The organism is Sphingobium sp. FW306-1B-F04DB (assembly GCF_058781925.1).
Map to the genome: position 1 here is coordinate 1 of NZ_JBYSXE010000056.1, position 21166 is coordinate 21166.

Here is a 21166-nt window from a genome sequence, read left to right on the forward strand (position 1 = left end):
CCGCAGACGAAATCCTCGCCTCCGTCAAACGCTTCTGCCAAAAAACAATGAGCCGAACTTCAGATTCAGATGACTAGTTCCGCAGAGTGGTGACACGGGTCGATTTTGAATCGGCTTGGCTCTTCTGTCCAGATGCGGGCGACATATTCGTAGGGCGTTGCGGCCTCCAAGGTTCCAGAGGATAAGGTCATTGCCACGTCGACCTCGGTTAACGTCGGCCGTTCGATCGTCGAACCACACATCCCAAAACGGGGCCGCTGGTTCAGCTAATCGCGCGGGGGCTGGAATTGGCGTGGTGATGCGTTAGCTGACCCAGTCACATCGAGGCAACGACTACGGTTGCAGCTCAACAATCTGGCCAGCGTTGATCCGCCAATCGAGATGGAAGCCGCCGCGAACGTTGTCCTGCATGATCGAGGGCGCCGCCATCGAAAAATCACTTTGCGGCGTCAAAAAATGATCGCAACGGCTATAAGTAAAAGGATCAAGCCACCTACGCTAATGCCGACGGTGCGGTTCATCTAATTTCTCCTTGGCATAGAGAGTACTTCAACTTGCGGGGATCGTTTCTGTTCCGCACTGAGCAGGAGAGCGTGACGCCGTCAGCAATGCCCCGGAGGTTTACCGCGGCGGGGCGCGGATCAAATGACGTCCTCGTCATGTGAGCTGCCTTCGATTCAGGTTCAGATTTTTCGAAAGATGACCGCTCTCGGTCGGCTCCCCCTTCGGGCAATAAGGGTGGAGTAGCGGACATTGGAAGCGGCGTCGCGCCAAGACAGCGAGCGGACCCATTGCGGACATCAATCTCGTGTCAACATTGTTCCAATTGCTGCTCTTACCGGTCGGCCCCGCCACACGCCAAAGCCGCTATTCTGGGGGATTCCGGCGCCTGCCTGCCGCCCGATGTGCGCAAATGCGAATTGATGCCGGCTTGATCCTGCGGTGTGGTATGATTGGACATCATCCGACATTTTTCCAAGCGTCCAGTGACTGAGAGACCACCGCGCTCCCGCTTGAGTCGGGAGCGACATGATGAAACTTCAACATTTCCCCAGATGGGGTTCCTCCACCATCAAGATGATCGGCATCGCGGCGCAAAGCCTCGTAGCGCCGGCCCGGTTCGCATGGCGGGCGCTGCGTCGGTCTCGAACCGGGCCCAGACAGGATGATGACCAGGTTCTGGAAGGCATGCTCGCAAGGCGCGGCAAGGATCGGTCGGTTCGACGGGATCTGGACTATGCCGTGGACGCGTGGATGAACGAAGGCGGCGCGAACGTCGGGAGGCTCTCATGACGGTCCGCACCCGGCGGTCTTCCGCGACCTTCACTCGGCCATTTCTTCTCAAGACATTCACCGAACCACATTCCGCGGGGACTTTCGATGTGGAAACCGACGAAATGGCGTTGGATGTCAATGGTCGCCTTGCTTGGCGCCGGATCGGCACGCTCATCACATTGCGAGACGGAACCAGTTCGCGCACATGCTCGATCGATCCCGCTGACCTGCACGCAGCGCTTGCGCGTGACCGGAGCCCAATAGGCGGAGATTGATCATGGACGACGTTCAGAAAAGTCAAGGCGATCAGCGGCTGCCAGCCAGCGAGCAGGCATCAGCGCAGATGAAACGCTATGGAATCACGCGTATTCCAACCGAATATTTCGAATATGGCGGCTATCGCTACACAAACTTGACCGACGTCCTCGTCATGTGAGCGGACATCGTTCTACGGGCGTCGGCTGGCGATGACACCACATTCGTCTTACATTCCGTGCGTGAACGAACCGGCGAAACGCGCACCTTTCCCACCTGCAATACGCCCGGCGACGGACGCCGACGTGCTGCCTATGGCGAAAGTGCACATCGCCGCCTGGCGCGAGACCTACCCCGGCCTGCTGCCGGATGCCATGCTGACCGGGCTCTCGATTGCGGATCAAGCCATACGCTGGCAGCGCATGCTGGACCGGCCCAAGGCTTGGGACGGAGCCATCGCGTTCGTCGCCGACCAGGATGGCTCGGTTGTTGGCTACGGATCTTGCAATGTGCAGCGCACGCCGCTCCTGCGCAATCGTGGCTTCACCGGCGAGATCAGCGAGCTCTACGTACTCCGCTGCGCTCAGAGGCAGGGTGCCGGGTCCGGTCTGATGAAGGCCATGGCGGGTGCCCTGCTCGAGCGCGGCCATGATGCGGTGAGCCTGTGGGTGCTCGAGCAGAACAGATCCGCACGGCGCTTCTACGAAAACCTCGGCGGCACGCCCATCGCCGAGAAGCGCACAGGCCTGCTCGAGGTCGCCTATGGCTGGCGCGACCTTGGGCGGCTACTATCCATTGGCGCCGATTAGCGCCGTCCATGGCCTATGAACCGACGGTTCAATGCGATTATCCCGAATTTGTCCAGGCGGCCGAGCGCCGAGCAATCCATCGGGCCGCCTTGCTTGGCGCGTAAAATGACGCTATATTGCGTCAGAATTGCTGTGATGAGGAATGTGTTATGAGCTTGGCACAATATGCAGATGACGGCCTTCTTGCTCCGGTCAAGATCGCCACTGCATTCCGCACGACCACCGAAGAAGTCGCCCGATCGGCCGGACTCGGGCGTGACGCCATTCAACGCCGCGATCGAATGCGCTCCGACAAGACGCAACGCCGCCTTCGCGAGATGGTCGAAGTCGTCAACAAAGTGGAACCTCGCTTCGGCAGCGCCTTGATGGCCTATGCCTGGTATCGCTCGGAACCACTGCCCGGGTTTTCCGGCCGGACTGCGATGCAGTTGGTCAAAGAAGGCCGAACAGACGAGGTGCTGGAATTCATCGACGCTGTCGACGCTGGCGTCTACGCCTGACGGCTCGCATGGATTATCGAGATAAGCTCTATCGAGCTGTGAATCCGGTCTATGCAAGCGACCCGCTCTCTGGCCGTGGCGCCGAGCTCTATGGGGGGCGGTTCAACCCGAAAGGGATGCCCGCCCTTTATTGCTCACTCACCATCTTGACCGCGATCAAGGAAGCGAACCAATCTGGTACCTTACAGCCCACAACGCTGGTTTCCTACAACGCTGACATCGCGAACATCTTCAATGGGCAAGATGATAGCGCGCTCAAGCCCTACGGGATGAGCGCGGCCGCGCTCGCGGATGCCGGCTGGCGGGACAAGATGAAGCTCCACGGCAAAGCTCCGACGCAGATATTTGCAGAGAGTCTTGTGGCTGAGGGCTTCAATGGCATGCAGGTTCGAAGCTATGCTGCCGGCGCATCGGTCGACGACCTCAATCTTGTCATCTGGAAATGGGGCAATACACTGCCAACGCTGCTCACGCTAATCGACGACGAAAATCGTCTCAAAGCCCCCCTCACACCCCCTAATATAACCAATACAGAGGCGGCAGCATTGTCTCGCCAGGCAGCGGCGTTGACCTCTACTTTGTCCATCCATTCGGGATAAAAGGTCGGGTTTCGATTAGACCAGCCTGTCACCGTCCCAGCTGACCTGCCCCGGGTAATTTCCTCCAGTTGCGATTAGCGTCCGCTGAGGAGGGAGAGCCGTCCATCCCATTAATTGGAAGGCCAAGTATGGGGGGCTCGAGGTGTCGGAGGCCGGGAGGCTGCGACAACTTGAGGAGGAAGACGCCCGGCTGAAGAAGCTGCTGGCCGATCAGATGTTGGATGCGGCCGCGCTTCGTGAGCTTCTGTCAAAAAAGTGGTAGGGCCCGCCGCTCAGCGCGAAGCCGCGAGATTGAAGTTTATTCTGCTGTCCGTGGAAAATTTAGGGTTCGGTAGTGGTTCTCCCTATTATGGAGAACGCCGCCGATCGCCATGCCTCGGACCGGGGAAAGACTTTGATCGGCAGCTATGTTCTTCCGATCGCTACACAAACTTCCCAAGCAATGGCGCTAACGGGTTACCTGCGCCGCCTCAGCCGCACGCTCGACGATGTCATCGTGGTCGATGGCTCTTCCGAAAAGGTGTTCGACGCACATTCCCGCGCCTGGTCGGGTCACGTCCGACATATCCGCCCCCAGATACAGACCACGAACGGAAAGGTGGGAGGCGTGATGACGGGCGTCTCGGCGGCATATCACGACCACGTCCTCATCGCAGACGACGACGTGCGCTACAGGCGGGCAGAAGTCATCCGGATGCTGACCCTGTTGCAGGAATATGAGGTGGTGAGACCGCAGAACGTGTTCCGCCCCATGCCCTGGCATGCGCGCTGGGATACGGCGCGCAGCCTCCTGAACCGCCTGGGAGACGGGGATTGGCCCGGTACGCTCGGTATCCGCCGGTCGGTTCTGCTCGATGCGGGGGGTTATTCAGGCGAGGTGCTCTTCGAGAATCTGGAGCTGGTTCGCACAATCAAGGCAGCCGGGGGACGCGAGGCATCGCCGCTCGATCTTTTCGTAGTGCGCCGCCCGCCTGACGCACGGCACTTCTTTTCGCAACGCATTCGTCAGGCTTATGACGAATGGGCACGGCCGGGGCACTTTGCGGCGCAGTTGGCGCTTTTGCCTGGGGCATTGCTTATCGGTGGGTTTGGCGGCCCGGTCGCCCTCGTGGTGGTTGCCGCTTGCAGCGTAGTCGCGGCAGAAATAGGTCGCCGGAGAGGACGGGGACGAACTGCCTTCCCCGCGAGCAGCGCACTTTGGGCTCCGGCATGGCTCGCCGAACGGGCAGTGACCGCGTGGATGGCGTTGGGGACGCGACTTCTCCGTGGCGGCGTACGCTATCGCGCGACGCGACTGAAGTACGCGGCCACCCCGCGAAGCTTGCTTGAGCGTAAAATAAGGACAGCGTGCCAGGCGAAAGCATCACGGCGGTCCGCCGACAACGCAGAAGGGGCGGAGGCATAAATCCTTCGCAGTGCGTCCCGTGTGCGCTGACTCTCACTCCGGACCGTCAAGGACCACACGGGCAGACATTTTAGAACGGTCCGCGCCCGGTTCGTCTGGATTATCGGCCGCGCTCTTTATCCCTTCTTCAAAGTTGCTCCAAATCTGATCAAGGGCGAAGGCGGCGCAGGTTTTGCCAAGGGATCAGCATTCAGCCCTGATCGTCCGGCTAAGGAACGCGCTTGGGCGGACCCGGGTGATCATCCTGTTGGACGGCCGCGCGTGTCGTGATTCGATCGGTGCTCAAGGAAGAAACGCAGCATCTCGCGCGAAGCATCAGGGCCGCTGGGGTCGGTGTAAGATCCGGAGTTGGTCCCGCCGGACCAGGCATGCCCGGCGCCGTGGATTGTCCATTGCTCGATCAGAACTTGCCCTTCGTCATTGGCACTTGTTTCGCGCGTGTATCTGCGGCCTCCGGCGCTGCGGCCGGTTTCGGTGCTGGTCTGGAGGGAACCATTAGTCGCGGCGAAAGCCGCTGCAATGATCTCGCGGCTATTAATCTCGTGCACGGTGGTATCACGATCGCCGTGGAAGGTTACGACCGGGACGAAGCGGTTGCCGTTCGTTGTAGAACCCGCGCCGCCGCCGCTTCGCATCGCCCTTAACGCGCTCGGCAAGTCGCGCGCAGCTCCGCAGGCCAGCCCCGAATGGACGCCAACTGCGGCATAAAGGTCGGGATAGGCGGCGCCCATGATCGCGGCCGTCGCCCCGCCCGCCGACAATCCCGCGACATAGACGCGGGCGGGGTCTGCGTGCTGGTCAGCGATCACCTGGCGGGTGACCCCGGCTATGAGCGCCGGCTCGCCTTTGTCACGCCGTTGATCGGCCGGTCTGAACCAGTTCCAGCATTTCTGCGGGTTCGCTGCCGTTGATTGGCTGGGGTAAGCAACCAGGAAGCCGCGCTCGTCGGCGAGCCGGTTCATGTTGGTCCCACGCGCGAAATCCTCCGCAGACTGAGTGCAGCCGTGCAGCATGACGACGAGCGGCATCCCCGGGGTGGCGCCGGCCGGGATATACATGAGATAGCCCAGCCTGCCTGCCGGGCCGGCGTAGGCCTGCTGCTCGAAGGTGCCCGCAACACCACCCGTGCGCTCAGTCGGTGATGTCCGCAGTTCCGGCGCCGGCGCGCGTTCCGGTAGCCTAGTGGTCAAGCGACGCGGCTCAAGGGCGATATTGTCCCTCGACGCGGCGGTCAACGGCGATGGGACTGCGCCACCTGCGAGAGTGGCCTGTATCAGCGCAGTCGCTTCGGCAAGATTGCCCGCACGCGTCAAGCGCAATGCTTGGACCATGGCGGGATGGAGTGTCGTCGTCATACAAGTGTTCCTTTGGGCAGAAGCGCGCGACGGATCAGGAAATGCGGTCGGCAAGCGCTGCCTTGACGGCGGCGCTGGCGTGAAGTGTGCCAAGTACTGTCAGCGAACGGATCGCGGCCCTGGCCAATTCGGCCGGGACATCGGCGGCAATCGATGCAAGACCGAGTACACGGATGTCCAGCATGTCGCCCGACGCGACCACTTCTTGGAGATCCACGCGGGTGTAGTGGCTGATGCCGAGTTCAAGCTGCTTGCGGATCACCGATTTCCGGGCCGCTTCGCCATGCCGCTCCAGCTGATTGCGGATTGCGGTGCGAATGAAGTCGGTGCGGTTGGAGTAAAAGCCATCCCGGACGAGCAGGTCGATGTGGCCGAGATCGACAAAACCCAGATTTATCGTGATCTTTTCGCTCTCCGCCTTTGGCTTGAGTTCGGGAACCGTTCCAGACATATTGCCATCTCCGCCATCCATGTGGATGGTATAGGGATGATGCCGAGAAGCTGCAAGGCCTCCGTAGGCCGCCTGCAGGGTATCTGGCGTTGCGGCGCCTTCGCATTGGCGAAGGGGCTACCCTCCTCGCAGATGAACGTGGGGCAAAGGCCAGGTTGTGACCAAGCGCAATATTGGAAAATCTTGATCGAGGTTGTAGCGAGCTTCCAGACTGCGCCTTAAAAGTAGTTCATCGATGCCACCGCGACCCGCAAGCATGCGTCGGATGTCAGACATTGAAGATCTGCCGCTTGTATCAGGCTGGAGGCTCGCATGCCTTGTGAAAACAATTCCGAATACTTCCGCAGACGGGCCAGCGAGGCACTGGAAGCAGCGCGGAACGCAACCGATTCCTCAATCGCGAAGATTCATCGTTCTTTCGCGGCCACCTACGGCGCAGCGGTCAGGAGTGAGGAGCAGCACGTTCCAGATGCAGAGCCGCAAAACTTCGCGGACCCGCAATCCCGTCCGCCGGGACCGGATCTTCTTCATGTGCGCGTGCGTGGCACGATGGGGCGGTGAACCCGCCGCGTGGCGCTTAATCTGTTCGAACCGCGCGCCCATGACAAAATCAAAGGATATCAGTTTATGATTGGTGCAATGAAGGACGAGCGAAATCCGCTCGCTGAAAGATTTCGCACATTTGTCAAAGATCGCGACTTTCCATGTGTGGGAGCCAAATCCGCCCTCGCGCGACAACAGATGCATATCATCATCGCGCGTGACATCACGTCGGGATGGGATGACTTGAGGATCTACGCGCAGCTTTTGAAGCTTGCGGAAGATTACAAGCGCTCGCCTTCCCTGTTCCAGACAATCGTCACGATCTTTGAAGGGCCAGGACATCTCGATGAGGAAGCATTTGAAGAGGCACTCTGGGCACGCATTCAGTCGCTTAGCGACAAGGACGAATGGCTGGGCCAAAAACCCGATCCGCGAGTCAGTTCAGATCCTGAAAGTCCGCATTTCTCGCTAAGCTTTGCCGGCGAAGCCTTCTTTGTCGTGGGTCTGCATCCCAAGGCAAGCCGGCCCGCCCGTCGGTTTGAACGCCCTTGCCTGGTATTCAACCTTCATGACCAGTTTGAACAGCTGCGCACCCAGGGGCGATACGAGACATTGCGCCAGTCGATCCTCCAGCGCGATGTGGACTTTGCCGGATCGATCAACCCCATGCTCGAGCGTCACGGCGTTGGATCGGAAGCACGGCAATATAGCGGAAGGGTCGTCGATGAAGCTTGGCTCTGTCCCTTCCGCCGGGAAGACGCCGAAATGGATCCTGACCTGTCGCGTCTCCACGGAATTTCAGCACTATGACCGCGCAGGACGCTTGCCATGTGACATCTGCGCTCCGCGAAATATCCCCGCGCTCGGGCACTGCATTTTGCCTGAGACGTGGAGAGCGGCTTGTCGTGGTCGATCCGCTGGGCGAACAGGTTGCTGATTTGCTGGCGTACGGCCTTGCCGACAAACGAGAGGTGCTCTCCTCGGGGCGTACACTCGACTATGCGAGCCGCATCTATCTCACGACCGGCGACTCCCTTTATTCCAACCGGTCGAATGTGATGCTGTCGATCGTCGAGGATACGGTCGGCCGGCACGACTTCCTGCTCACGCCGTGCTCAGCCGACACATTCCGCATAATATATGGCGATGCGCATCCGCACCGTGGATGTTTCGGCAATCTCGTCGAGGCCCTTGGCCCATTCGGGGTCGCGCCCGACGCCATCCCCACGGCATTCAACTGTTTCATGAATGTGCGCGTAAACGGGGAGACGGGCGCCTTCACAGTCGAGCCGCCGCTCAGCCGGGCGGGCGACCGGATCGTTTTCGAAGCCCGGATGGATCTCGTCATCGGCTTGACCGCTTGCTCGGCACTGCAATCCAACAATGGCAGTTTCAAACCGATCCACTACGAGATCATTGCTGCTGATGGAAATGACCGCAACGCGGACTGATCCTCCGAATACCCCCCTCACCCGGGCGCGCTCGCTGGCAAGGCCTGATCAAGCGCGAGACCTCCTGGCGGCGGCCGCACTGCAGGACGGAACCCGACCTCATTCGCCGGCATTGATCGAGGGAAAGGAACGTCCGCATGGCCACGCGACCTGAGAGTCCATCGCCCGATAAGATCGAGCCGCAATCTTCCCCCGAAAGCCCGGTTGAAGAATCGCCTGCCGAGCAGCCGGTCCCCCGCAACCCCGAGATCGTGCCGGAGAATCCGGATCACGAGCGGCCGGCCCCTTCGCTTCCCGAAACCCCACCACCTCCGGATTGATAGATCAGCGCAATCGCCAGCCCTCACCCTTCACTTCCGACGTGACCTGTCTTGCCTCGATCAACTGGTCGGCAATGAGCTTCGCGGCTTCGGTTGGAAGAAGGTAGAACAGCGACAGCAAATGTTCTCCAGAGGTCGCTGGTCGGCCACCAGGCGTGATCATCCCAGAGAAATGGCCGCGGCGCCCGGCTCAGCGCATTCCCTGGCCGCGCTTCACCTTGTGCGACAGCTCGATCCAGACCGGCGCGTGATCGCTGCTCTTGTCCCATCCGCGCACATGCGTGTCGACCTGCGCATCCACGAGGCGATCGGCAAGCGAGGGACTGAGCAATATATGGTCTATGCGCAGTCCGTCATTGCGCTCGAACGCGCCGCGCCAGTATTTCCAGAAGGTATAGATGATTTCGTCCGGGTGAACCGCGCGAAGCGCGTCGGTCCAGCCCTGGTCGAGCAGGCGGAAATAGGCTGATCGTACCTCAGGTGCAAAGAGCGCGTCATCGAGCCAGCGCTCGGGCCTGCGAACATCACGCTCGGTCGGCATGACATTGAAGTCACCAATAATCATGGCAGGCGCGCCCGTTGCCATCAGTTCGGCACCATGGGCGATCAATCGTTCGAACCAGCGCAGCTTGTAGTCAAATCGTGGGCCCGGCCGGGGATTACCGTTTGGCAGATAGAGCCCGGCGACGAGCACGCCGTTCACAGCGGCTTCGAGATAACGGCTGTTGCTGTCATCGGGATCTCCGGGCAACCCGCGCCGCGTCTCGTGGATCTGGCCCACACGGCTCAGGATCGCAACGCCATTCCAGCTCTTCTGTCCGTGCCAGATAGCGTCATAGCCAAGCTCGCCGAGTGCGCTGCGGGGAAATTTCTCATCCGGAGCTTTCAGTTCCTGAAGGCACACGATGTCAGGCTGATCTTCCTCCAGCCAGCGCAGGAGGACCGGCAACCGGCCGTTGATGCCGTTCACGTTATAGGTGGCGATCTTCACGGGCGTCGCCCGGTCGCTCGTCGGCGCCGCCAGCCAAGTCCCGTCGCCCTTCTGCCCGTCGCCCTTCTGGATGCCTCGATTTCCTGATCATAAGGAACCGTTCCTCCGCTTCGGCATGTGCGGGCGAACGGAGCGCCTCGCTGAAAAATCATGGCGCGCCGGCTAACAATGAGCCGGACCGCTCCTACGGTTTCAAACGCCTGCATAACTGTCGCACGCTACGTGGCAATTGTCCTCAGGCCATGCACGCCTTCGCCAGATCAGTCATCGCGAAGGTGCGTCGCGCCGTGCCGCTGGGCAATCGCGGCGGCAGCCACGAGACTGTGGCCCGTTTGTGCGGCGGCCTCGGGCGTCCACGTGGACGCGACGCCATTGGGGCCGTCGAGAAGAACCAATCCCCCCACCGCGCTTGCGATGCCGGGAATGGCCAAGGGCCGGGCAGCATGGGGAATGATTGTCACAAGGCAACCTTTCGTAGAGGAACTGGACCGGCTGACCCGCGGCAACCCGTGCCGCGCCGATGGGATGGGCTTTGCGACACAGGCGGGTCGCGCAAATGCGCGACCCCTCACCGGACCTAGCCGGCCGCTTGCGCCATCAGCTCGGCCTTGCGATCCGCCATTTCCGCGCCGAGCGCCTTGAGATCGAGATCGGCGTCCCGGCTCTCGGGAAACATTTCGCCTTCCTCCTCCTCGACGTGATGATTTATATATTCTCCAAGTACGGTGACCTTGGCATCGAACAACCGGTCGCCCGCCTTCATCGCCTGGATTTCGGCGATCAACTGCTTGGCGCTGGCGTGCTCCACTTCGGCCTCGTCGAGGAGATCATCATCCCCGGTCGCCCGGCGTGTCGCCGGGTAATAGATTTCTTCTTCGATCTGGGCATGCACCGTCAGCGCGAGACAGATCTTGTCCGCCAGTGCCTGCTTTTCGGCTTCGTCTTCCAGGTCCTCATACTCGGCAAAATAGCCCTTCACTTCCTTGTGATCGTCCTTGAGCAGCTTGATTGCATCGGCTGGCCTGGCCGCCGCACCTGCTGCCCTAGAACTGGATTTGGACTTGGTCTTGGATTGGGTTTGGGTCGCGGCCATGAATTATCTCCGGGCGGTTCGGCCGCCAAAATGGCGGTCTGTATCCGGTGTAACGCGGCGCGCCTCCTCGTGGCCCCAAGCCATCGGCGATCTTAACCCGCATCAATACGATTTCGCGGATGCCGATGACCTAGATGCCGCTAGGTTGCGCTTGAGCTGCTCACCGCCCTCCCCGGCACGTATGGCGCTTCCTTCATTGACACAACCGGCCGCTGGAACGGAAACTCGAAGTGGCCACTTACAATCGGGATATTGCCCAGGGCCGAAGGCGCTGAGCTTGCACGCCAAATCGCCGCCATAAATGCGGTGCAGCCCGGCATTGCGCGCCTTGTCCCTATGAACCAGGGCGGGATGCCCTGTGACCTCGTGCTGTTGCCCGACAGCTACGCTCCCAAGTGCCGCCCCAATATGATCCGCCCGAACGCGGAGAGTGAAACCGCCTCGCTTGCAATGATTGCCGAAGCCAGGGCGCTTGCAGCGGCCTTCATTCGCAGGACATCAAATCGTCAGCGGCTGGGAAAAGGTCGATGTTTGTGGTTCTGACGTCCGCGATGCAGTGGCAAGCCAATGTGGATCATTGGTCAATTTCACGCCCGATATTTTTATATCCGAAATGGCGTGAATGCGCTCCAAGGGCAGCTTGCTTGAACTTTTCGAGCTGCGTGAGACGTGTCCGTCATTTCCTCTCTGTAACACCAGATGATGCGCGGTCGCGGAGGCATTTCGTGCCAGGCTCCCGCGTGGGTTTGTAATCGACATAATCGCCAATTGGAACCGACATCTCGTCCGACAGGAGCCGGCGACACGACATCCACCGAAGTGGCGTAAGTTCAGACGCCGCGGTTCTGGACCGGTCTCGGGAGAACGCATATAAGTATTGGCGATACCCGGCGAGGTTTCCCCGCTTCAAGGCACGGCTCCCTTTTTGGACGGGCCGAGCCGAAAAATCGGCAAATCATCGACGGCTCAGAGCTTCCTCGCGTGAATTACGCTGCATGGATGCAGCGCTGGCTGGTCAGGAATGTGAATCCTGCATCCATTGGTTCGCCGATGCCACGGAGGCGCAAATGGTCAAGAAATCGCTGCTGGCGAAGGCGGTTGCGCGTGCGCAGAGCCAATTCAAGCTCGAGGCGCCATTGGTGGTGCACCATGAAGACGAGGTCGACCCGGCATCCGGCCGGACGACCCACCATTTCATCGTGACGAGTGTGAGCGATCCCAACCTCGTCGCGCATGCGATCGCGCTCGACGAGAAGGGCCGGCCCACGAAGCGCGCGGCTCCGCAAGCCGCGAGCCGTCCGGATGCCGACCTGCACGCGCTCGCCGGACGCGTGCGCAGAACGATCGCGGCAGCAACGATCACGATCCAGCCCGATACCAATGTGCTGACGCTCAATCCCGGGGACACGGTGGGCGAGACGCTTGTCGTCAAGGTTCCCGGCAATGCCGCGCCGGTCAAGGCCGATGTCTACATCCTCGCCGACACGACGGGCTCGATGGGAAGCATATTGAGCGCGGTGCAGGCGGGCGCCAACTCTATCCTCACGACGCTCGCCGGCCTTGGCGTCGACCTTGCGTTCGGGGTCGGTAACTACAAGGATTTCCTCGGGGGCGATCCTTTTGCCTTCCAGCACCAGCTGGCGCCGACCCTCAATGCGCCGGATGTCGTGGCCGCGATCACGGCCTGGTCAGCGCTCGGCGGCGGTGACCTGCCCGAGGCTGCCTTCTTTGCGCTTCATTCCCTCGCGGAGCCCGCCTCGGGGTCGATCGGCTGGCGGAGCGCTGCCAGGCGCATCATCGTGTGGTTCGGCGATGCGCCGTCGCACGATCCGATCTGCGCGGCCGCATCCGGACTTGGCGTCGCCATCACCGAGGCCTCGGTCACGGCAAGGCTCCAGGCCGAGGGCATCGCGGTGCTCGCAATCTCGACCAAGAACCCCGGTCTCGATGACGATCCGAAGTCGGGCGCGACCGATTACCAGTCGCAGTGCGGCGTCCCAGGCGGCGCTGCCGGCCAGGCTACGCGGATCGCGGCGGCGACGGGCGGGCAGTTCGTAACCGGGATCGACGCGACGGCCATCGTCGACACGATCATTGACCTGATCTCGTCGGCAATCGGCCAGATCAACAATCTGAAGCTCGTACCGTCCGCCTCCATAGCGCCGTTCGTCTCCTCCCTGTCGCCTGTCGCCGGATATGGTCCGCTCGCGTCCGATCGCGACCACAGTCTCGACTTCAAGCTCGTGATGACCGGCATTCCGTGCCGACCCGAGGCGCAACATGTCACGGGCACGATCGACGTCGTCGCGGACGGGACGGTCGTCGCCCAGAAGGCTGTCCAGATCACGGTGCCTCCATGCGCGCCCAAGGGATTCGTCTATTCGGTCAAGTTCGTCTGCGGGACCCGGGACGCATGCGCCTGCGAGTGCGCTCCCGTCCAGCCGGGCCGTTATGCCACCTCGATTGCGATCCATAACGACACGTCGCGAGAGGTGGAGATCGTCAAGCGTTTCGTGCCGGTCGTGCTCGCCGGAGCCCCGGCCGGTCGCGAGCCTCGCGCGGCGCTCCTCCGGACCGAGGACCGGATCGTGCTGCCCGCGCACACGGCGACGCTCGATGATTGCTGCCGGATTACCGAGCTGCTCTTCGGCGCGCCGGTCAGCGGGCAAAACGGGCTTTCGATCGGCTTTGTCGAGCTGACCGCGAGCGCTCAGGTCAGCGTGACCGCGATCTACACGACCGGACCGACCGGCGGCCCCGACGGAGCCGACAGCAACGCGCCATCGATCTCGGTCGAGGCCATCCGCGGCTGGCGCGGCTAGCGCGCCGCGACAGCACCAGAGACGAGGGAACCCGACATGTCGCACGTCACCGGAACGGTCCAGGTTTTGAGCCCGCCGCTCACGATTGGCACGGGCAGCGGGACGACCATCTTCAATCCTCCCGCCGCACCCGGCGGGACGCGGCTCCTGATGCTGCATTTCCTCAATGCGAACCTGCCCGCGGGCGACCGGCTCGAGGTGAAGCTCGGTTACGGCACCGACATGTTCACCTCGGCGGACGGGCCTGAATTCTGGTCGCGGCCGATCAATGTCTATGCCTTTCCGGCCGGTGTCGAGATCACTTATGTGAGCGCGGGCGGCGCTGGGGGCAGTGTCCAGCTCGACAAATACGGCCGCGGCGAGCGGCATGCCGGTGACACTGGCCACAACAGCTTTTCGAACAGCGATCCGTTCTACCAGCCGCCTTCCTACCAGGAGCCGCAATACGACACCTTCTGGTACTGCGCCAATCCGCCCGACTGGGAGAACGCGGCGGCGGTGACGGATACGATGGACGTGCGCGCGCGTGTGGCGCGCAGCGTCGGCATGATCGTTTCGGTGCATGCGCACGGCACCGAGGAAGTTCTCTCGACCTGCTCGGTGACTCTCGTCGATACGGACAAAGCGATCTCCGCGGGCCATTGCTACAGCGTGGCCGAAGCGCGCAGCGGCTCGATCATCTTCAACTACCAGACGCTTCCCGACGGCAGCCGTCCGGCTGGATATGATCCGCGCTTCTACAAGGTCAGGAATGTCGTCGACATTGGCGGCCGGCCGGCGCACAAGGATCAGGGCGCGACGCTTGACTACAGCTTTCTCCAGCTCGCGGAGGCACCCGCAGGGATCCCGATCATCCAGATGCGGCCCGACCTGCCCGGCGTCAACGAGCAGGTATTCGGCGTCCATCATCCCAATGGTGCGGTCAAGAAGCTCTCGCTTCCCCACGGAGACGGTTTCGCAAGGGTCACCGGCAGCAGCAATTCAGGCATCTCTGTTCCCAACACCTTCCATGTCTCGGGCGGCAGCTCGGGATCCGGCCTGTTCGATATGGCCGGCCGGATCGTCGGGATCCTGTCGCGGGGGACACCGTGCTTCTCGGACACCACGCCGCTCCTCTATTCCCCGACGCGCAACATCCTAGCCGATCTCGTTCCGACGCCACCGCCTGCAGTTACACGCGACGTCATGATCGTGTTCGACCGGTCGGGAAGCATGTCGTCAGACGACGGGACCGGGCGAAAGAAGATCGAGGCGGCGCGCGATGCCGTGTCGCTGTTCGTGCAACTCGTGCGCGCGGGTACGGGCAACCGGCTGGGGCTGGTGTCGTTCAGCACGAGCGCGTCGAGTCCTGTAGACTTCGCGATCAATCCAGTCACGGCGGCAAACAAGTCAACGCTGATCGGTCCTGCACCCTTCTCGGCGGGCAAGGTCGGGGCGCTGAACCCCGATGGGATGACGACCATCGGCGGCGGGCTCGATGCGGCGCGCGGACAGATTCCCGTACCGGGCGCGAACCCGCGCGCGATCCTGTTGCTGACCGACGGGCTCCAGAACACCGCCCCCATGGTCGCGAGCGTCGAGCCGGGACTGGCGGATATCCAGGTCCACGCGATCGGGTTCGGAACCGAATCAAGCCTTGACGGCGCGCTCCTGACCGCGCTCACGGCGGCGCATTCGGGCCAGTACCTTCGCGCGGGCGGCGGGCTTGCGCTGCTGAAGTTCTTCTCGAGCGCCTTTGGCAACATCTTCGAGAGCGGCGTGCTCTTCGACCCGGAATTCGACCTGCCCGCCAGCCAGAATGTGGGAAACCCGCTCGCCTTCGAAGTGCTTGGCGAGGAAGCAATCACCGTCGTCATCGGATGGGATCGCACCGACGCGACGCTGCTGATCGAGGTGAGGACGCCCGGTGGCGCGATCATCGTCAACGGCGCTGCAGGCACCCAGTCCGATTCGGGTCGCAACTGGAGCTATCTGCGGATCCCGCTTCCGGTCGGGACCGAACGAAATGGCGGTTGGTCAGTCCGCGTATTCCGGCCGGGAGGCGGCGAATTTCCGCCGCCTGCGATAGCGCTTAGATATTTCGTTAATGTGATCCCGACCGGGGGCCCCAGGCTTGTACGACCTGCCGAAGCCGAACGGCCAACGCGCTGGTACACCGGAGATCCGTTCAACCCGCTTGTCATGCTTCGCTATGACGACGGCAGCTGGCCCGAGGGCGTGGCAGTGTCGTTGACACTGACGCGTCCGGACAAGGGTGTGGGCAATGTGCTTTCCGCATCCGGACTCGGTCCATCGAAAATCGTCGACGGCGACTTGATCGGCGCGCGCCAGGCAACGCTACAGCAGATCGAGCAATCGAGCGGCAGTCCCGTTGCGAACTATGTCGACACCACATTTGCGCTTTCGGATTCCGCTTCCGATACCGGGGGGCTTTTCGAACCAAGCGCGACCTTCGGCAAGGCGCTTCCCGATCTGCTCAACATCGAGGGCAACTACACATTCCATGCAACCGCAGGCTATGGGAGCGCCGAACGCGGACGGCGTGAGCTTTCCTGGTCTCTCCAGATCGACGTCGGAGTCGATCCGGGCAAGACGACGGTCACGACCGAACCCATCGGCCCCCAACCCGACGGACGGCCCGGCACGCGGGTCGTCTTCACGCCTAGGGACAAGTACGGAAATCTGGTGGGACCGGGCCGGGGCGATGACCTCGTCATCGGGCCCGTTGGAGGCACCGCGCCCACCGGGCCGTTAGTGGATCGCGGCGACGGATCGTACCAGGTCGATGTCAGCAGCGATCCGGACACTGTCGAGCCGCCGAGCATCTCGGTGACCCAGCCGGGGCGCGATCCGGTTGTCGTCAGCCCCGCCGACATCAAGGTCTACATCCACAGCGTCAAGTTCGTCTGCGGCGTGCAGTATGACGAATGCTGCGGGTGCAGCCCCGTTGCGGGCGGCCGCTATGCGACCGAGATCAACGTCCACAACTCGACCGGTAAAGAGGTGCCCCTCCTCATGCGCCCGATCCCGCTGGTGATCGCCGGCGCCCCGGCAGGCCGCGAGCCCAAGTTCGGCGTTGCCGGAAAGTCCTCGGTCATGCGGCTCCCCGCGCACGCAGCGACCATGACGGACTGCTGCAGGATCATGGAGTTGGTGCTTGGCGCGGCGGCCTCGGTCGAGGTGCCGCTCACAATCGGCGTCATGGAAATCGTGAGCCTCGCCCCGCTCAACGTAACCGCGGTCTACACGACGAGCGGGGACGGCACCGGAGTTCCCTCGATCGAGGTGCACACCATCGAGGCGAGGCCCCTGCAGCTATGAGCCGAGGGTCCGACGCGCTGCCGGGAAGACCAGCCCGGGTCAGGATGCGTATTTGTCCCGAACATTTTCGGCTCTTGTTTCGGTTGCGTCTAGGTTAACAATTCGTGGATGCGGAGGGCGAGTCTCCAGGCCATTGCCGACGTCCAGACATTTGTCTCGCGGAGCCAGGCAACGGGCGATCCATGCGCGCTGGGCGAGCTGCTGGACAGCTTTTCGCGCGAGGTTGGGTTCACGCATTTCGCGCTCGGCCATCATGTCGATTTCCTCGCAGCGCCCGCGGGGGCGCTGCGACTGAGCAACTATCCGAGCGGCTGGGTCGAGCAGTATATCGACCAGAAGCTGTATGCCGACGATCCCGTCCACCTCGCCAGCTACAAGACGGCGGTCGGGTTCCGCTGGACCGAGATTCCCTCGATCATGCCGATGACCGCGAACCACTGGCGGATGCTCGAGGCAGGACGCGAACGCGGCATGCTCGACGGCTTTACGGTCCCGGTCCACATCCCGGGGGAATATTTCGGCACTGCCACCTTCACTATCGGCGAGAAGGCGCCGCGACCGGAAGCATGCCAAATGGCGCAGCTGGCCGGAGCCTTCGCATTCGAGGCCGCGCGCCGAATTGTTCGCGCGCGCGGCAATCTCGACATGCGGCCCAGGCTCACGCAGCGTCAACTCGACTGCCTGACGCTCGTGGCCAAGGGCAAGACCGATTGGGAGATCGCGCGGATCCTGGGCATCTCGAGGGCTACGGCGACCCAGCATATCGAGATGGCGCGCGAGAAATATGGTGTTGCAAACCGGACGAGCCTTGTCGTGCACGCGCTGTTCGACCTGCAGATCAGCTTTACCGACGCCATACGCTGAGCCGTCCAGCTTCAACAAATCCTGAGTCCCTGGCAATCCCAATTTCTTTGGAATGACGCGCGCAGACAATAGGCGTCTGCTCGTCCGCGACACACCGAGGGCAAAATGACCGTCATCCTCAACCAGTCCGATCGTCTCACATGCAAGCCGTTGCTCGACGAGATGCACCGCGTGCGCAAGCGCGTCTTTGTCGACATCCTCAAATGGGATCTGCCGGTCATCGGCGGTGAGTTCGAGGTCGACCAGTTCGATCATGCGGACGCGCTCTATCTGGTCAACACCGATAGCGTGACAGGCGAGCACCGGGGTTCGGTGCGCCTGCTTCCCAGCAAGGGCCCCCATATCCTGGGCGATCTCTTTCCAGGACTCTGCGCAGGTCCGGTTCCACGGGGACCGGCGATCTACGAAGTCACGAGGGCGGTCACCAATCCACGCTTTCGGGCGAGCGAGCGGCTGCGCATCCGCAACGAACTCACGACCTCGCTCGTCGACTATGCGCTGCTCGCCGGGATCACTGACTATACCGCGGTCGCCGAGCAAGGCTGGTACAGCCAGATGCTGGCGCTGGGCTGGAACGCCATGCCGCTCGGCCTGCCGCAGCTGATCGACGGCAAGCCTACGAGCGCGGTCAGGATCTCGATAAGCACAGCGACGATCGCGGGGCTGCAAGCAGCCGGCAATCATGCCCCCACATCGCTCCATTATCCCGACCGGCGCTTTGCCGCGTAAGACAGGGGAGACCGATCATGTCCGCGCCGCCGTCCACCCCCCAATTTGTCGACGCCGAGCGAGAAGCATTGCGCCGCAACCTTGAAACCCAGGGCTATTGCATCATCCGCGGCGCGGCCGCGCCTTCGCTGATTGCCGAACTCGATGCCGAGCTCGTGCCGATTTTCGCGCGCGCGCCCTTTTGCACCGGAGATTTTTACGGCCCCAGGACCAAGCGCTTCAACAGCCTGCTCCGGCGTTCAGCTGTCGTGGCCCGGCTCGTCATGCACCCGGCGGTACTCGAGCTTGTGGAGGGCCTGCTCGGCCCCTGGTGCGACACACTCCAGCTGAACCTTGCGCAGGCGATAGAGATCCATCCGGGCGCCGTCGAGCAGCCGCCGCACCGTGACCAGGACAGCTGGCCCCATGTGCAGGCCGAGATCGAATATTGCGTCAACGTGATGTGGGCGCTGAGCGATTATCGTGAAAACAACGGGGCGACCATTCTCTGGCCCGGCAGTAACCGCTGCCAGGATGCGCCGCTGCTACCCGCGAAGGATGCGATCTGTGCCGAGATGCGCCCGGGAGATTGCCTTGTCTTCACCGGCTCGACACTGCACCAGGGCGGCGCCAACATTTCGGGCGACATCAGGCGCGGCGTCATCGTCGGCTATGCGCTGGGCTGGCTCAAGCCTCATGAGAACCAGTGGCTCGCGTATCCCGTCGAAGTCGCGCGCCAGTTCCCGCGCGAGCTGGCAGCCCTTGTCGGGTACCGGCAGCACCATCCCAATCTCGGCAATTGGGAAGGACGCTGCCCCTCATTGCTGCTCGATGAACCCGGATCGGATCTGCCCGGCCCCATAGACCATATCGCTCCCGACAAGGTCGCGCTGATGAAAGCGTACCTGTCGGGCGCGCTCAAGGCTGCTTGAGATGCGCACCAACGTGACAGGAGGGCAAGCTATGTCGGAGGCCCCGTCCCTGGAGTGCGTGGTCGAGCAGCGGGTGGTGCAAACATTCGTCGTCCGGCCCGGACCACGCGGCCTTGACCCATCGAACATGCGAGCCAGACTGTCTGAGGCAATCGAACGCCTGACCGCGATCCGCGACGGTCTGCCGCAGCTGGAGCATTCTCCGCGAAAATGCTGTCTCGCGTTCGCAAAGCTGCTCTACAAAGAGCGCCGGCTACGTGATCGCGTGCTTGGGCAGGCCGAGCTCGTGGAACCTCGCTGGGATGTGCTGCTCGATCTTTTCATAGCGCGCGAGGAAGGTCGCGAGATCCCGGTAAGCAGCGCCTGCATCGCCGCCAACGTGCCGGCCACGACCGCGCTGCGTCATCTGCAGTTGATGGAGGTCGAAGGTGTCGTCGAGCGTGCCGTGTCGGACCAGGACAAGCGCGTGAGGCTGGTGTCGCTCAGCGACGCCATGCATCGGCAGATGCTCGATCTGCTGATGCGCATGCTGGTGATGCGGCAGGCCGGGCTCGACTGACCCTTGGAAGGCGTGGGCTTGCGTGAAATGGCACTTCATCCCGCCCTTCACGAGCCCTAAGGTTGCAACCCACTGTCATTGCGGGTCCGTCTCCGCTCGCCCGCACAGACTGAATCAGGACTGCATCGCTACTTCAAGCGCGACTTTTTCAACACAATCGCCCTCATCTGGGACAAGCAATACGCCTTTTCGACGCCCGAAAACAGACGTTCGTTCAGATCGTCCGAGCGGCTCCTCTGAGCGAGGACCTTAATGCAATATGAGTTGCTCACCGGCCGGCTTTCGAGGCTTGTTCCAAGGCTCGCCCGTGCGCTCCATCTCGATCAGATCGTCTCGGAAGCAGCGTTCCTGGAATGACAATACGTCCTCGAAGCTTCCATGGAGCCAGCGGTCATAGTCCTGCGGAAGCAGCAGCACGGGCATGCGGTCATGGACGGGCCGGATGGCGTCATTGCAATCCGTCATCGCGCCCGAATAGGCGGGGCCCCATTCGTTGCTTACGCGCCAGAGCCCGGCCCAGGCAGCAATCGGTTGATCCTTCACCGAAAACCATGTCTTCGTTTTGGCACCCTTGGGACCTTCGGCTTCGGCGAAGTGGCTGAGCGGGATGAGGCAGCGCCACTCTGGCTTGCGCGCAAGGCCGATCCACATCGGTTTCCTCAAGTCGGCCATGTTGTTGACCGGCTTGGGCTTGGAGTCCGGCTTCATGCCCTTCGGACGATACGGAAATCCCCAGGTCATCGACTGCATGACCCGCTCGCCGCCCACCTCGTGGACGACCATGCCGGGATAGCCCGGATAGATCTCCTCAGGCGCATTTGAGGCGCTGTGGGTCTTCACCCTGAAATGCGCCGCCACCTCTTCGCGGCTGGGGCGCAAGGCATATTGGTTGCACATGGCCCGCCTATATCAC

20 protein-coding genes and 1 pseudogene are annotated in these 21166 nt (G+C 62.1%); 15 read left to right on the forward strand and 6 right to left on the reverse strand.

The window, feature by feature from the left end; all coding sequences use genetic code 11:
* The first annotated feature begins 1029 nt into the window (after positions 1-1029).
* From AC3WJD_RS18660 to AC3WJD_RS18690, 7 genes and pseudogenes are all read left to right on the forward strand, one after another.
* The gene (locus AC3WJD_RS18660) at positions 1030-1293 is read left to right on the forward strand and encodes a hypothetical protein (RefSeq protein WP_492748243.1); all 264 of its coding nucleotides are present in this window, start codon (positions 1030-1032) and stop codon (positions 1291-1293) included.
* A 259-nt stretch (positions 1294-1552) separates the two neighbouring features.
* Positions 1553-1711 carry a hypothetical protein gene (locus AC3WJD_RS18665; RefSeq protein ID WP_492748244.1) on the forward strand — a complete coding sequence of 53 codons (159 nt, stop codon included), beginning with the start codon at positions 1553-1555 and terminating at the stop codon, positions 1709-1711.
* Between the two features lie 133 nt (positions 1712-1844).
* Positions 1845-2339: a GNAT family N-acetyltransferase gene (locus tag AC3WJD_RS18670; RefSeq protein ID WP_492748245.1), complete on the forward strand. Its 495-nt coding sequence runs from the start codon at positions 1845-1847 to the stop codon at positions 2337-2339.
* A 149-nt stretch (positions 2340-2488) separates the two neighbouring features.
* Positions 2489-2839, forward strand: coding sequence for an antitoxin Xre/MbcA/ParS toxin-binding domain-containing protein (locus AC3WJD_RS18675; RefSeq protein ID WP_241633266.1), 351 nt, complete (start codon positions 2489-2491; stop codon positions 2837-2839).
* Positions 2840-2847: 8 nt separating this feature from the next.
* Positions 2848-3438, forward strand: coding sequence for an RES family NAD+ phosphorylase (locus tag AC3WJD_RS18680; RefSeq protein ID WP_492748246.1), 591 nt, complete (start codon positions 2848-2850; stop codon positions 3436-3438).
* A gap of 112 nt (positions 3439-3550) precedes the next feature.
* Positions 3551-3723 (forward strand): annotated as a pseudogene (locus tag AC3WJD_RS18685) (IS3 family transposase); the annotation flags it as partial.
* Between the two features lie 64 nt (positions 3724-3787).
* Complete coding sequence (locus AC3WJD_RS18690) at positions 3788-4843, forward strand: glycosyltransferase family 2 protein (RefSeq protein WP_492748247.1); 1056 nt, start codon at positions 3788-3790, stop codon at positions 4841-4843.
* 239 nt (positions 4844-5082) lie between these two features.
* Here the strand turns inward: AC3WJD_RS18690 and AC3WJD_RS18695 are convergent, their stop codons facing one another.
* Together AC3WJD_RS18695 and AC3WJD_RS18700 are read right to left on the reverse strand one after the other, a co-directional pair.
* The gene (locus AC3WJD_RS18695; protein WP_492748250.1) at positions 5083-6198 is read right to left on the reverse strand and encodes an extracellular catalytic domain type 1 short-chain-length polyhydroxyalkanoate depolymerase; all 1116 of its coding nucleotides are present in this window, start codon (positions 6196-6198) and stop codon (positions 5083-5085) included.
* A 34-nt stretch (positions 6199-6232) separates the two neighbouring features.
* Positions 6233-6649 (reverse strand): hypothetical protein, encoded by a 417-nt coding sequence (locus tag AC3WJD_RS18700; protein ID WP_492748251.1) that lies wholly within the window; start codon positions 6647-6649, stop codon positions 6233-6235.
* 639 nt (positions 6650-7288) lie between these two features.
* Here AC3WJD_RS18700 and gntA point away from each other — a divergent pair.
* Together gntA and AC3WJD_RS18710 are read left to right on the forward strand one after the other, a co-directional pair.
* Positions 7289-8002, forward strand: coding sequence for a guanitoxin biosynthesis heme-dependent pre-guanitoxin N-hydroxylase GntA (gene gntA, locus AC3WJD_RS18705; protein WP_492748273.1), 714 nt, complete (start codon positions 7289-7291; stop codon positions 8000-8002).
* Positions 7999-8643, forward strand: coding sequence for a DUF1989 domain-containing protein (locus AC3WJD_RS18710; RefSeq protein ID WP_492748252.1), 645 nt, complete (start codon positions 7999-8001; stop codon positions 8641-8643). Before gntA ends, AC3WJD_RS18710 begins: the two co-directional genes overlap by 4 nt.
* 510 nt (positions 8644-9153) lie before the next feature.
* On the opposite strand, the gene xth is transcribed toward AC3WJD_RS18710, so the two are convergent.
* From xth to AC3WJD_RS18725, 3 genes are all read right to left on the reverse strand, one after another.
* Positions 9154-9954 carry an exodeoxyribonuclease III gene (gene xth, locus AC3WJD_RS18715; RefSeq protein WP_492748253.1) on the reverse strand — a complete coding sequence of 267 codons (801 nt, stop codon included), beginning with the start codon at positions 9952-9954 and terminating at the stop codon, positions 9154-9156.
* A 260-nt stretch (positions 9955-10214) separates the two neighbouring features.
* Complete coding sequence (locus tag AC3WJD_RS18720; protein WP_492748255.1) at positions 10215-10415, reverse strand: hypothetical protein; 201 nt, start codon at positions 10413-10415, stop codon at positions 10215-10217.
* 116 nt (positions 10416-10531) lie between these two features.
* Complete coding sequence (locus AC3WJD_RS18725) at positions 10532-11047, reverse strand: hemerythrin domain-containing protein (protein ID WP_492748256.1); 516 nt, start codon at positions 11045-11047, stop codon at positions 10532-10534.
* A 1067-nt stretch (positions 11048-12114) separates the two neighbouring features.
* Between AC3WJD_RS18725 and AC3WJD_RS18730 the strand changes: the two genes are divergently transcribed.
* The 6 genes from AC3WJD_RS18730 to AC3WJD_RS18755 all read left to right on the forward strand — a co-directional run bounded on the left by AC3WJD_RS18730 (position 12115) and on the right by AC3WJD_RS18755 (position 20253).
* Positions 12115-13869 carry a vWA domain-containing protein gene (locus tag AC3WJD_RS18730; protein ID WP_492748257.1) on the forward strand — a complete coding sequence of 585 codons (1755 nt, stop codon included), beginning with the start codon at positions 12115-12117 and terminating at the stop codon, positions 13867-13869.
* A gap of 36 nt (positions 13870-13905) precedes the next feature.
* Complete coding sequence (locus tag AC3WJD_RS18735) at positions 13906-17190, forward strand: VWA domain-containing protein (protein ID WP_492748258.1); 3285 nt, start codon at positions 13906-13908, stop codon at positions 17188-17190.
* 108 nt (positions 17191-17298) lie between these two features.
* The gene (locus tag AC3WJD_RS18740) at positions 17299-18054 is read left to right on the forward strand and encodes a helix-turn-helix transcriptional regulator (RefSeq protein WP_492748259.1); all 756 of its coding nucleotides are present in this window, start codon (positions 17299-17301) and stop codon (positions 18052-18054) included.
* Positions 18055-18159: 105 nt separating this feature from the next.
* Positions 18160-18783 (forward strand): acyl-homoserine-lactone synthase, encoded by a 624-nt coding sequence (locus AC3WJD_RS18745; protein ID WP_492748260.1) that lies wholly within the window; start codon positions 18160-18162, stop codon positions 18781-18783.
* A gap of 17 nt (positions 18784-18800) precedes the next feature.
* Positions 18801-19694 (forward strand): phytanoyl-CoA dioxygenase family protein, encoded by an 894-nt coding sequence (locus AC3WJD_RS18750; protein WP_492748261.1) that lies wholly within the window; start codon positions 18801-18803, stop codon positions 19692-19694.
* 1 nt (position 19695) lies between these two features.
* Positions 19696-20253, forward strand: coding sequence for a hypothetical protein (locus AC3WJD_RS18755; protein WP_492748262.1), 558 nt, complete (start codon positions 19696-19698; stop codon positions 20251-20253).
* A gap of 249 nt (positions 20254-20502) precedes the next feature.
* On the opposite strand, the gene AC3WJD_RS18760 is transcribed toward AC3WJD_RS18755, so the two are convergent.
* Positions 20503-21150: an SOS response-associated peptidase gene (locus AC3WJD_RS18760; RefSeq protein WP_492748263.1), complete on the reverse strand. Its 648-nt coding sequence runs from the start codon at positions 21148-21150 to the stop codon at positions 20503-20505.
* Positions 21151-21166 lie beyond the last annotated feature (16 nt).

Bases quoted from the DNA above. Each gene is read 5' to 3' on its own strand.
- AC3WJD_RS18760 (WP_492748263.1), bottom strand. From the start codon at position 21,150: ATGTGCAACCAATATGCCTTGCGCCCCAGCCGCGAAGAGGTGGCGGCG.
- AC3WJD_RS18660 (WP_492748243.1), top strand. From the start codon at position 1,030: ATGATGAAACTTCAACATTTCCCCAGATGGGGTTCCTCCACCATCAAG.
- AC3WJD_RS18665 (WP_492748244.1), top strand. From the start codon at position 1,553: ATGGACGACGTTCAGAAAAGTCAAGGCGATCAGCGGCTGCCAGCCAGC.
- AC3WJD_RS18725 (WP_492748256.1), bottom strand. From the start codon at position 11,047: ATGGCCGCGACCCAAACCCAATCCAAGACCAAGTCCAAATCCAGTTCT.
- AC3WJD_RS18680 (WP_492748246.1), top strand. From the start codon at position 2,848: ATGGATTATCGAGATAAGCTCTATCGAGCTGTGAATCCGGTCTATGCA.
- AC3WJD_RS18740 (WP_492748259.1), top strand. From the start codon at position 17,299: ATGCGGAGGGCGAGTCTCCAGGCCATTGCCGACGTCCAGACATTTGTC.
- AC3WJD_RS18690 (WP_492748247.1), top strand. From the start codon at position 3,788: ATGGAGAACGCCGCCGATCGCCATGCCTCGGACCGGGGAAAGACTTTG.
- AC3WJD_RS18695 (WP_492748250.1), bottom strand. From the start codon at position 6,198: ATGACGACGACACTCCATCCCGCCATGGTCCAAGCATTGCGCTTGACG.
- AC3WJD_RS18675 (WP_241633266.1), top strand. From the start codon at position 2,489: ATGAGCTTGGCACAATATGCAGATGACGGCCTTCTTGCTCCGGTCAAG.
- AC3WJD_RS18700 (WP_492748251.1), bottom strand. From the start codon at position 6,649: ATGTCTGGAACGGTTCCCGAACTCAAGCCAAAGGCGGAGAGCGAAAAG.
- AC3WJD_RS18730 (WP_492748257.1), top strand. From the start codon at position 12,115: ATGGTCAAGAAATCGCTGCTGGCGAAGGCGGTTGCGCGTGCGCAGAGC.
- AC3WJD_RS18745 (WP_492748260.1), top strand. From the start codon at position 18,160: ATGACCGTCATCCTCAACCAGTCCGATCGTCTCACATGCAAGCCGTTG.
- AC3WJD_RS18710 (WP_492748252.1), top strand. From the start codon at position 7,999: ATGACCGCGCAGGACGCTTGCCATGTGACATCTGCGCTCCGCGAAATA.
- AC3WJD_RS18750 (WP_492748261.1), top strand. From the start codon at position 18,801: ATGTCCGCGCCGCCGTCCACCCCCCAATTTGTCGACGCCGAGCGAGAA.
- AC3WJD_RS18735 (WP_492748258.1), top strand. From the start codon at position 13,906: ATGTCGCACGTCACCGGAACGGTCCAGGTTTTGAGCCCGCCGCTCACG.
- AC3WJD_RS18755 (WP_492748262.1), top strand. From the start codon at position 19,696: ATGCGCACCAACGTGACAGGAGGGCAAGCTATGTCGGAGGCCCCGTCC.
- AC3WJD_RS18670 (WP_492748245.1), top strand. From the start codon at position 1,845: ATGGCGAAAGTGCACATCGCCGCCTGGCGCGAGACCTACCCCGGCCTG.
- gntA (WP_492748273.1), top strand. From the start codon at position 7,289: ATGAAGGACGAGCGAAATCCGCTCGCTGAAAGATTTCGCACATTTGTC.